Source organism: Microbacterium sp. zg.Y909 (assembly GCF_024626565.1).
In genome coordinates this window covers 1-10499 of sequence record NZ_JANJFJ010000143.1, presented here as the reverse complement: position 1 = coordinate 10499, position 10499 = coordinate 1, and the positions used below count along the sequence as shown (strand labels likewise).

Below are 10499 nucleotides of genomic sequence, written 5' to 3'. Positions count from 1 at the left end.
CCCGTAACGGCCGTTCGCGCGCACCGCCTCCTCGCTGAACCACCGCAGGAACTCGCCACCGTAGGCGACTTCACCGCGCGCCTCGGCGAGGGGCTTTCCCATCTCGAGGGTCATCAGCAACGCGAAGTCCTCCTTCCGCTCCTGCAGCAGGTCGAAGGCGCGCCGCAGCAGTTCGCCGCGCTCACGGGCGGGGGTCGCCGCCCAGGCCGGGAACGCCGCGTCAGCGGCATCCAAGGCGGCCACACCGTCGGCGACCGAGGCGCTGGCGATGGTCTTCACCACATCGCCGGTGGCAGGGTCGACGACGTCGAGCGTGCCTCCGTCCGATGCCGCGCGCCAGGCCCCGTCGATGAACAGGCCCTCTGGAACGGAGGCCAGCAGCTCGGTCTCGCGGTCGTCAGTCATTAGGACTCCTTCGTCGTCGGATGCCGCACACACACGTCCCGATGATCGTATACGATCCCCGCGCAAATGACCCTATACTCGGTGACGTCCGGCGGCCGTGCGCCGGCGGTGCCCGAAAAAGGGGCACGCAGCCACCCGCAAGCCCGCGACCGACGACGGTCTCGGGCGGGCGAGCCAGACACATACGGCATCCGATCACCGTCCCTGTACCTGGAGCACCGCCCATGCCCTCCGTCTCCGCGCACGTCGCCGTCACTCTCGCCGCCCACATCGATCACGTCTTCGGGTTGATGGGCAACGGCAACGCCTGGTTCCTCGACGCCCTCGTGCGCGACACCGACGCCTCGTTCACCGCCGTCCGTCACGAGGCGGGCGCCGTCGTCGCCGCCGACGCCTACCACCGCGCCTCGGGGCGCCTGGCCGCCGCGACCGCGACGTACGGCGCCGGGTTCACCAACACCCTCACCGCACTGGCCGAGGCCGTTCAGGCGCACGTGCCGCTGGTGCTCGTCGTCGGCGACGAGCCCACCTCTGGGCCGCGCCCCTGGGACGTCGACCAGATCGCGCTGGCGGCGGCCGTCGGCGCCCGCACATACACCGTGGGTCGGACGGATGCCGCCGCGACCACCGTCATCGCCATCGAGCACGCCCTGACCTACCGGGTGCCGACGGTGCTGGCGATCCCCTACGACGTGGCCACCCGTGAGGCGGGGCCGATCCCGGCGGCGCCGGAGCCGGCGCTGCCGGCGCCGCTACAGCCTGGACCCTTCGCCCGCGCCGCCGTCGACGACCTCGCCCGCGCGCTGGCCTGCGCCCGCCGCCCGCTGCTGCTGGCCGGCCGCGGCGCGTGGGTCTCGGGAGCCGGCGCGGCACTCGGTCGCCTCGCCGACGCCACCGGTGCGGTGACGGCGACGACCGCGCTCGGGCGGGGCGTCTTCCCCCGCCCGGAGTACGACCTCGGCGTCACCGGCGGATTCGGGGCCGAGGGCGCGATGGAGCTTGTGCGCGACGCCGACGTCGCGGTGGTGTTCGGGGCGTCGCTGAACCAGTTCACGATGCGCTTCGGCGACCTGTTCGCACCGGGCACCCGCGTTGTCCAGGTCGACACCGCGCCCGCGGCGACCCACCCGCACGTCGGCGGGTTCATCCGCGGCGACGCCGCCGTGGTGGCCGATGCCCTCGCCACCGCTGTGACGGGGCTCGGCGCCGCACCCTCCGGCTGGCGAGAGAGCGTCGACATCGCCGCGCTGCGCACCCAGGAGGCCGGCGAGGAGTTCGCCGCCGACGGCCGCCTCGACCCCCGCGCGGCGGCTGCGCGCATCGGCGAGCTGCTGCCGGAGAACCGCGTCGTGGTCTCGGACGGCGGGCACTTCATCGGCTGGGCGAACATGTACTGGCCGGTTGCGTCGCCCGACCGCATGATGATGATCGGCACCGCCTTCCAGTCGATCGGCCTGGGGTTTCCGAGCGTGCCCGGCGCGGCACTGGCGCAGCCGGATGCCACGGTGGTGCTCACCACCGGCGACGGCGGCGGCCTCATGGCGCTGGCCGACCTCGAGTCCGCGGTGCGCGTCGCCGGCGGGCGGGGGCTGGCGGTGGTGTGGAGCGACGGCGCGTACGGCGCCGAGGTGAACCTGTACGGCCTGAAGGGCGTCGCCCGCGGCCCGATGATGATCCCCGACGTCGACTTCGCCGGCCTCGCATCCGCCGTCGGCGCGCACGGTGTGGTCGTGCGCAAGCTGGCCGACCTGGCGGCGCTGGCGGAATGGGCGGCCCAGCCGGCATCCGAGCGCCCCTATCTGCTGCTGGACCTGCGCATCTCGTCGTCGGTCATCGCCCCGTACCAGCAGGAGATCATCCGCGTGAACAGCTGACGGGGCGGAGCTCTCCCGTCGCGGGTGCGCCGATATGCGGGGATCCGCCGAAACGAGGACGGATTCGCCGCCCACATCCGCATTCCGGCAGATCTCCTTGTTTCGGCAACGCCGACGGCGCCGACGTAAGCCGCCCGGGTCAGGCCGGGACGGCCGCCGGCTCCACCATGTGCTGCGCGAAGAAGTCCGCCAGCTCCTGGCGGTCGCTCAGCGGCAGCACGTGCGCGACGTACTGGTCCGGCCGCACCACCACGACCGCGCCGTCGCGGTCGATGCCGCGCCGCTCGAAGATGTCGTCGTCGCCGCGGGCGGCGTAGATCTTCTCGTAGTCGATCAGTCCGAAGGGCCCGACGCGCGGCAGGAACACCGCCGGGATGTCCGCCATCTCCACCTCGGAGTGGTCCTGCTGGTAGACGACCTTCACGTCGAACACGGCGTCGAGGTCGGCCTCGGCCGGGGTGAACCGCACGACCGGTGAGGCGGATGCCGTCGCCAGCCAGTCCGCCCATTCCCTCAGGGCCGAGGCGTCGCGGTCGGCGAACGCGTAGATGCGCCACCGGCCGTCGGCACGGGCGTGGTGGCCGAGGTGGGCGGGCACCGCGTCGCCGATGCGCACCACCGGCGCTGAGGTGAAACGCTTGCCGACGGGGAAGCCCGTCGCCAGTGCCTGGTGGGTGGCCTCCCCCACGATCATCGAAGGCCGGTATTGCGTCATGAAACCCGCGGGGAACTCCGCGGTGGCCGTGTAGAACTCGGCCAGTTCCTCGGGGCTGTCGAACTCCTCGGGCTTCTTGGCCATGAGGCTCGACCACTCCTTGTCGAAATCGATGAGGTTCTGCGCGATCTCCCGCCGCTCGGCGGAGTACGTCGACAGCAGCGCCTCAGGCGCCCGACCGGTCAGCACCGAGCCGAGCTTCCAGCCGAGGTTGAACCCGTCCTGCATCGAGACGTTCATGCCCTGGCCCGCCTTGGCGCTGTGGGTGTGGCAGGCGTCGCCGCAGATGAACACGTGCGGGGTACCATCCGCGCCCGGATCGATGTCGTCGAACTTGTCGGTGACGCGGTGGCCGACCTCGTACACCGACCACCACGCGACGTCTTTGACGTCGAGGGTGTACTGGCCGAGGATGTCGTTCGCCTTGGCGATGATCGCCTCCAGCGGGGTCGTGCGCACCTTGCCGTTGTCGTCCTCCGGCACCTCGCCGAGGTCGACGTACATGCGGAAGAGGTGACCGCCCTCGCGGGGGATGAGCAGGATGCTGCCGTGCTCGGACTGGATCGCGCACTTGATGCGGATGTCGGGGAAGTCGGTGACGGCCAGCACGTCCATGACGCCCCAGGCGTGCCGGGACTGGTCGCCGATGTGCGTGCGCCCGATGGCCTGGCGCACCCTGCTGCGCGCGCCGTCGCAGCCGACGACGTACCTCGCGCGCACCATGCGCTCCTGCCCGGCGTCGGGTCCATCGGTGCGCACCAGCGTGACCGTCACGGGGTACTCCCCCTCGCCGACCTCGAGCGAGACGAACTCCCAGCCGTAATCGGGGCTGATTCGCGCCGGCGCGGTGGCCGCGACCTCGGCGAAGTAGTCGAGCACACGGGCCTGGTTGACGATGAGGTGCGGGAACTCGCTGATGCCGTGCGGGTCGTCGTCGGCGCGCGCGGTGCGGACGATCCGCGAGCGGTCGGCGGCGTCGGGCGCCCAGAAATTCATCTCGCTGATCCGGTAGGCCTCGGCCGTGATGCGCTCGGCGAACCCGAAGGCCTGGAACGTCTCGACACTGCGCGCCTGGATGCCGTCGGCCTGCCCGATCGCGAGGCGCTCGGGGCGACGCTCGACGAGGCGGGTGGTCACGCTCGGGTACTGCGCGAGCTGGGCGGCCAGCAGCATGCCGGCGGGTCCGGAGCCGACGATGAGCACATCCATCTCGTCGGGAAGCTCGGCGGGGCGGTCGATGCCTGTGCCCGCCGCCGGCTGCACGCGCGGGTCGGTGGAGACGTAGCCGTGGTGGTGGAACTGCATCATCGCCTGCGGTCGGTGGCGGCGGCGATCGTGCCAGTGGGTGTGAAACCCGCGGAGGGCCGGGGTGAACTCATCGTCGTACTCCCAGGGTGTGACGTCTCTGTCGTGTCGGGTCGACCGGGGTTGCCGGCCGTGGCATGATCATATACGATTTCAGATACGACGCAAGAGCGAGGGAGCTCATGACCATCGACATCCCGACCGATCCCCGATTCTCCGGCCTTCCCGGCCGTCCGGGCAAGATCATCGCCGTGCACCTGAGCTACGAGTCGCGCGCCGCCCAGCGCGGGCGCCGCCCCGCCGCGCCGTCGTACTTCTTCAAGGCGTCCAGCTCGGTCGCGGCCACCGGCGGAACGGTGGAGCGCCCGGAGGGCACCGAGCTGCTCGCCTTCGAGGGCGAGATCGCGCTCGTGATCGGCACCGCCGCGCGGCGGGTGCCCCTCTCCCGCGCCTGGGAGCACGTCGGCTGGGTCACCGCCGCGGACGACCTGGGACTGTACGACCTGCGCGCAGCCGACAAGGGCTCGAACGTGCGCTCCAAGGGCGGCGACGGGTTCACCCCGATCGGCCCCCACCTGATCGATGCGCGCACCATCGACCCCACCGAGCTGCGCGTGCGGGCATGGGTCAACGGCGAGCTCCGACAGCACGGCACGGCAGCGGACCTCATCTTCCCGCTGGCCCAGTTCGTCGCCGACCTGTCCCAGCACTTCACCCTCGAGCCCGGCGACGTCATCCTCACCGGCACGCCGGCAGGATCCTCGGTCGTCCAGCCCGGTGACGTCGTGGAGGTCGAGGTGGATGCCCCCGAGTCCGGTGCCACCTCCGGCCGCCTCACCACCACGGTCGTCGCCGGCCCCGCCGTGCCGTTCGATCCGCAGCTGGGGTCACTCCCCGCCGTCGACGACACCCAGCGCGAAGAGGCGTGGGGCTCCCGCGAAGCCGCGGGCCTGCCGCCCGTCGGCCTCGACCCCGAATTGCGCGCCCAGCTCGAGCGCATCCCCGTCGCCGCGCTGTCGCAGCAGCTGCGCAAGCGCGGCCTCGACAACGTGACCATCGACGGGGTGCGGCCCACCCACCCCGATCGCAAGCTCGTCGGCACCGCCAAGACGCTGCGCTTCGTCCCGGGCCGCGAAGACCTGTTCGCCGCGCACGGCGGTGGCTACAACGCGCAGAAGCGCGCGTTCGACGCCGTCGACGAGGGCGAAGTCATCGTCATCGAGGCGCGGGGCGAGGCGGGGTCGGGCACGCTCGGCGACATCCTCGCGATCCGTGCGCACGCTCGAGGCGCCGCAGGCATCGTGACCGACGGCGGCGTCCGCGATGCCGAGGCGGTCGCGGCCGTCGGCATCCCGGTCTACTCCGCCGGCGCGCACCCCGCCGTCCTCGGCCGCAAGCACGTGCCGTGGCAGACCGACGTCGCCGTCGCCTGCGGCGGCACCACGGTGCTGCCCGGCGACATCATCGTCGGCGACGCCGACGGCGTGATCGTGCTGCCGCCCGCCATCGCGCAGGAGGTGGCCGACGCGGCGCTCGCGCAGGAGGACGAAGACGCCTGGGTCGCCGCCCAGGTCGCCGCAGGGCACCCCATCGACGGGCTCTTCCCGATGAACGCGCAGTGGCGCGCCCGATACGACGCCGAGCGGACGGACTCCTGACATGGATGCCGTCAGCAAGTCCCAGCGCGCCTACCAGTGGATCAAGGAGCGCATCGCCGCCCAGGAGTTCACCCCCGGCTACCGTCTCGTGCTGGGCACGATCGCCGGCGAGCTCGACATGAGCGTCGTGCCGGTGCGCGAGGCGATTCGCCAGCTCGAAGCAGAAGGGCTGGTGACCTTCGAGCGCAACGTCGGCGCCCACGTGGCGATGGTCGACGACTCCCAGTACCGCTACAGCATGCAGGCGCTGAGCGTGCTGGAGGGCACGGCGACCGCGCTGGCATCCCGCGCCATCACCGAGTCCGACATCCGCGAGGCCCGCGCGGTCAACGAGCAGATGGTGAGGCGCCTGTCCGACTTCGAGCCGCGGGCATTCACCGCGCTGAACCAGCGCTTCCACGAGATCCTCTTCGCCAAGTGCGCCAACCCCCGCATGCTCGAACTCGTGCAGGCGGAGTGGGCCAGGCTCGGTCACCTGCGCGACTCGACCTTCACCTTCGTCCCCGGTCGTGCGCAGGAATCGGTGCGCGAGCACGAGGAGATCCTGCGTCTCATCGAGACCTCAGCCCCACTGGGCGAGATCGAGCAGGCCGCCCGCCGGCACCGTGCGACGACCCTCGACGCCTACATGATCCACGAGCACCCCGACGAGACCCTCCGTCTCCCGGCGTTCTGACCTTTCCGACGATCTGGAGGAAGCGACATGACCGACGCACCCGCGCTGGACCGGCGCCACGTCCCCGCCGATCTGCCCGATCGCATCCGCCACTACATCGACGGGGCGTTCACCGACTCCGTCGACGGCGACACCTTCGACGTGCTCGAGCCGGTCTCCAACGAGGTCTACGTCACGGCCGCCGCCGGCAAGAAGGCCGACATCGACCTGGCCGTCACCGCCGCCCGGCGCGCGTTCACCCACGGCCCGTGGCCCAAGATGCTGCCCCGCGAGCGCTCACGGGTGCTCCACCGCATCGCCGACCTCGTGGAGGCGCGCGATGCCCGACTGGCGGAGCTGGAATCCTTCGACTCCGGCCTGCCGATCACGCAGGCCCTCGGCCAGGCCCGCCGCGCCGCCGAGAACTTCCGCTTCTTCGCCGACCTGATCGTGGCGCAGTCCGATGACACCTTCAAGGTGCCGGGACGCCAGATCAACTACGTCAACCGCAAGCCGATCGGCGTGGCCGGGCTCATCACCCCGTGGAACACCCCGTTCATGCTCGAGTCGTGGAAGCTCGCCCCGGCGCTGGCCACCGGCAACACCGTGGTGCTCAAGCCCGCCGAGTTCACTCCGCTGTCGGCATCGCTGTGGGCCGGCATCTTCGAGGAAGCCGGCCTGCCGCAGGGCGTGTTCAACCTCGTCAACGGCCTGGGTGAGGATGCCGGCGACGCACTGGTCAAGCACCCCGACGTGCCCCTCATCTCGTTCACGGGCGAGAGCCGCACCGGGCAGATCATCTTCGGCAACGCCGCGCCGCACCTCAAGGGCCTGTCGATGGAGCTCGGCGGCAAGTCCCCCGCGATCGTCTTCGCCGACGCCGACCTCGAGGCGGCGGTGGATGCCACGATCTTCGGCGTCTTCTCCCTCAACGGCGAGCGGTGCACCGCCGGCAGCCGCATCCTCGTGCAGCGCGACGTCTACGACGAGTTCGTCGAGCGCTACGCCGCGCAGGCCCGGCGAGTGAAGGTCGGCTACCCGCACGACCCGGCCACCGAGGTCGGAGCGCTCGTGCACCCCGAGCACTTCGACAAGGTCATGGGCTACATCGAGATCGGCAAGACCGAGGGGCGCCTGGTCGCCGGCGGCGGCCAGCCGGAGGGTTTCGCCTTCGGCAACTTCGTCGCCCCCACCGTCTTCGCCGACGTGGCGCCCGAGGCCCGCATCTTCCAGGAGGAGATCTTCGGGCCTGTCGTCGCGATCACCCCGTTCGACACCGACGACGATGCGGTGGCGCTGGCCAACGACACGAAGTACGGCCTGGCCGCGTACGTCTGGACCAACGACCTCAAGCGGGCCCACAACTTCTCGCAGGCGATCGACGCGGGCATGGTGTGGCTGAACTCCAACAATGTGCGGGACCTGCGGACGCCCTTCGGCGGGGTGAAGGCCTCGGGCCTGGGTCACGAGGGCGGTTATCGCTCGATCGACTTCTACACCGACCAGCAGGCGGTGCACATCACCCTCGGCACGGTGCACAACCCGACCTTCGGCAAGAACTGACCCACTCCGCCCGGACAGCAAGGACGCTGACATGACCCACCGCGACGACATGACCCTGACCTCCTCGGGCTTCTTCGTCTCCCAGGAGGCCCCCATCCGCACCGACGACCCGGTGCCGACCCCCTCGGTGCCCGCGCCGGACATCCTCCGCTGCGCCTACATGGAGCTCGTGGTCACCGACCTCGCGGCATCCCGCACGTTCTACGTCGACGTGCTGGGTCTGTACGTGACCGAGGAAGACGACGAGGCGATCTACCTCCGCTCGACGGAGGAGTTCATCCACCACAACCTGGTGCTGCGCAAGGGGCCGGTCGCGGCCGTCGCGGCCTTCTCGTACCGTGTGCGATCGGCGGAGGACCTCGACAAGGCGGTCGCGTTCTACACCGAGCTCGGATGCCGCGTCGAGCGCCGCCCCGAGGGTTTCGTCAAGGGCATCGGCGACGCCGTGCGCGTGGAGGATCCCCTCGGCTTCCCGTACGAGTTCTTCTTCCAGACCGAGCACGTCGAGCGCCTGGCATGGCGCTACGACCTGCACACCCCCGGCGAGCTGGTGCGGCTCGACCACTTCAACCAGGTGACCCCCGACGTCCCGCGCGCCGTGAAGTTCATGCAGGATCTCGGCTTCCGCGTGACCGAGGACATCCAGGACGACGAAGGAACGGTGTACGCCGCGTGGATGCGCCGCAAGCCCACCGTGCACGACACCGCGATGACCGGCGGCGACGGCCCCCGCATGCACCACGTCGCCTTCGCCACGCACGAGAAGCACAACATCCTGGCGATCTGCGACAAGCTCGGAGCCCTCCGCCGATCGGATGCCATCGAGCGCGGCCCCGGCCGCCACGGGGTGTCGAACGCCTTCTACCTGTACCTGCGCGACCCCGACGGGCACCGCGTGGAGATCTACACGCAGGACTACTACACCGGCGACCCCGACAACCCGGTCATCACGTGGGACGTCCACGACAACCAGCGCCGCGACTGGTGGGGGAACCCGGTCGTGCCGTCCTGGTACACCGAGGCATCCCTCGTGCTCGACCTCGACGGCAACCCGCAGCCCGTCGTGGCGCGCACCGACAGCAGCGAGATGGCCGTGACCATCGGCGCCGACGGGTTCTCGTACACCCGCCCCGGCGACGGCGAACGCAAGCTGGGCCACCAGCTCTGACCCCCGTACGCTGACCAGACCGAAGGAGACACCGATGCTGCCCCCCGACACGATCGCGGCGATCGCCACCGAGCTGGCTGAGGCCGACCGCACCCACGGGGTGATCCGCCGCATCACCGCGCGCCACCCCGAGGCGACCGTCGAGGACTCCTACGCGATCCAGGGCGTGTGGCGCGACAAGAACCTCGCCGCCGGACGCCGGCTGGCGGGGCGCAAGATCGGACTCACCTCCAAGGCGATGCAGCAGGCCACGGGGATCTCGGAGCCCGACTACGGCGTCATGTTCGACGACACGGTCTACGCCGACGGCGCCGAGATCCCCGTCGACCACTTCTCGAACGTGCGCGTCGAGGTGGAACTGGCTTTCGTGCTCGCCGAGCCGCTCGAGGGCCCCGACTGCACCCTCGACGATGCGCTGCGCGCGATCGACTACGCGGTGCCCGCGTTGGAGATCCTCAACTCCCACATCGAGCTCGAGGGCCGCACGATCGTCGACACCATCGCCGACAACGCCGCCTACGGCGCCATGGTGCTCGGCAGCACCCGGAAGCGTCCGGACGAGATCGATCTGCGCTGGGTGCCGGGCGTGCTCTCACGCAACAGCGAGATCGAGGAGACCGGGGTCGCCGCCGGCGTGCTCGGCCACCCGGCTGCGGGTGTGGCCTGGCTCGCGAACAAGCTGCACCAGCACGGCGCACGGCTCGAGGTCGGCGAGATCATCCTGGCGGGATCCTTCACCCGGCCCGTGTGGGCCGGGCGAGGCGACACCGTGAGCTGCGACTACGGACCGATGGGAGTCATCACATGCCACTTCGTCTGACACCGACGTTCCGCCAGCAGCTCGGCGCTGCTTCGCGTCCCCTCACCGGGATGTGGGTGTGCTCGGGGTCGCCCGTCGTGGCGGAGATCTGCGCCGGGTCAGGGCTGGACTGGCTGCTCATCGACATGGAGCACTCGCCCAACTCGCTCGCGTCGGTGCTCGCTCAGCTGCAGGCCGTGGCCGCATATCCGATCACACCGGTCGTGCGCGTGCCGATCGGCGACCCCGTGACGATCAAGCAGGTGCTCGACCTCGGCGCGCAGAACCTTCTCGTGCCGATGGTGTCGAGCGCGGACGAGGCGCGGGCGGTCGTCGCCGCCGTCCGATACCCGCCCC

At 70.8% G+C, this 10499-nt stretch carries 9 protein-coding genes; 7 read left to right on the top strand and 2 right to left on the bottom strand.

The features are described 5' to 3' along the window. The coding region (locus tag NQ160_RS11755) for an aldehyde dehydrogenase family protein (RefSeq protein ID WP_257515109.1) at positions 1-405 on the bottom strand (405 nt) is incomplete at its 3' end. Positions 406-629: 224 nt separating this feature from the next. Here NQ160_RS11755 and NQ160_RS11750 point away from each other — a divergent pair. Beyond that, entirely contained in the window at positions 630-2279 is a 1650-nt protein-coding gene (locus tag NQ160_RS11750) for a thiamine pyrophosphate-binding protein (protein WP_257515420.1), read from the top strand. A 139-nt stretch (positions 2280-2418) separates the two neighbouring features. Here NQ160_RS11750 and NQ160_RS11745 read toward each other — a convergent pair whose 3' ends face one another. After that, on the bottom strand, positions 2419-4299 hold the full coding sequence (locus NQ160_RS11745; protein ID WP_257515422.1) for an FAD-binding monooxygenase: 1881 nt from the start codon (positions 4297-4299) through the stop codon (positions 2419-2421). A 182-nt stretch (positions 4300-4481) separates the two neighbouring features. Here NQ160_RS11745 and NQ160_RS11740 point away from each other — a divergent pair, with 182 nt between their 5' ends. The 6 genes from NQ160_RS11740 to NQ160_RS11715 form a co-directional block, all read left to right on the top strand. After that, complete coding sequence (locus tag NQ160_RS11740) at positions 4482-5957, top strand: fumarylacetoacetate hydrolase family protein (RefSeq protein WP_257515419.1); 1476 nt, start codon at positions 4482-4484, stop codon at positions 5955-5957. Position 5958: 1 nt separating this feature from the next. Then, positions 5959-6633, top strand: a complete 675-nt coding sequence (locus NQ160_RS11735) for a GntR family transcriptional regulator (RefSeq protein WP_257515418.1) — start codon at positions 5959-5961, stop codon at positions 6631-6633. A gap of 27 nt (positions 6634-6660) precedes the next feature. Then, the gene (hpaE, locus tag NQ160_RS11730; RefSeq protein ID WP_257515417.1) at positions 6661-8175 is read left to right on the top strand and encodes a 5-carboxymethyl-2-hydroxymuconate semialdehyde dehydrogenase; all 1515 of its coding nucleotides are present in this window, start codon (positions 6661-6663) and stop codon (positions 8173-8175) included. 31 nt (positions 8176-8206) lie between these two features. Beyond that, a complete protein-coding gene (hpaD, locus tag NQ160_RS11725) occupies positions 8207-9343 on the top strand; it encodes a 3,4-dihydroxyphenylacetate 2,3-dioxygenase (protein WP_257515416.1) in 1137 nt (378 codons plus the stop codon). Positions 9344-9377: 34 nt separating this feature from the next. Then, positions 9378-10163 carry a fumarylacetoacetate hydrolase family protein gene (locus NQ160_RS11720; protein WP_257515415.1) on the top strand — a complete coding sequence of 262 codons (786 nt, stop codon included), beginning with the start codon at positions 9378-9380 and terminating at the stop codon, positions 10161-10163. Next, a partial coding sequence (locus NQ160_RS11715) for an HpcH/HpaI aldolase family protein (RefSeq protein WP_306853224.1) occupies positions 10148-10499 on the top strand: 352 nt, incomplete at its 3' end. The genes NQ160_RS11720 and NQ160_RS11715, both read left to right, overlap by 16 nt.

Excerpts from the sequence above, each read along its gene's own strand:
- NQ160_RS11750 (WP_257515420.1), top strand. The coding sequence starts at position 630 with ATGCCCTCCGTCTCCGCGCACGTCGCCGTCACTCTCGCCGCCCACATC.
- NQ160_RS11745 (WP_257515422.1), bottom strand. The coding sequence starts at position 4,299 with ATGCAGTTCCACCACCACGGCTACGTCTCCACCGACCCGCGCGTGCAG.
- NQ160_RS11740 (WP_257515419.1), top strand. The coding sequence starts at position 4,482 with ATGACCATCGACATCCCGACCGATCCCCGATTCTCCGGCCTTCCCGGC.
- NQ160_RS11735 (WP_257515418.1), top strand. The coding sequence starts at position 5,959 with ATGGATGCCGTCAGCAAGTCCCAGCGCGCCTACCAGTGGATCAAGGAG.
- hpaE (WP_257515417.1), top strand. The coding sequence starts at position 6,661 with ATGACCGACGCACCCGCGCTGGACCGGCGCCACGTCCCCGCCGATCTG.
- hpaD (WP_257515416.1), top strand. The coding sequence starts at position 8,207 with ATGACCCACCGCGACGACATGACCCTGACCTCCTCGGGCTTCTTCGTC.
- NQ160_RS11720 (WP_257515415.1), top strand. The coding sequence starts at position 9,378 with ATGCTGCCCCCCGACACGATCGCGGCGATCGCCACCGAGCTGGCTGAG.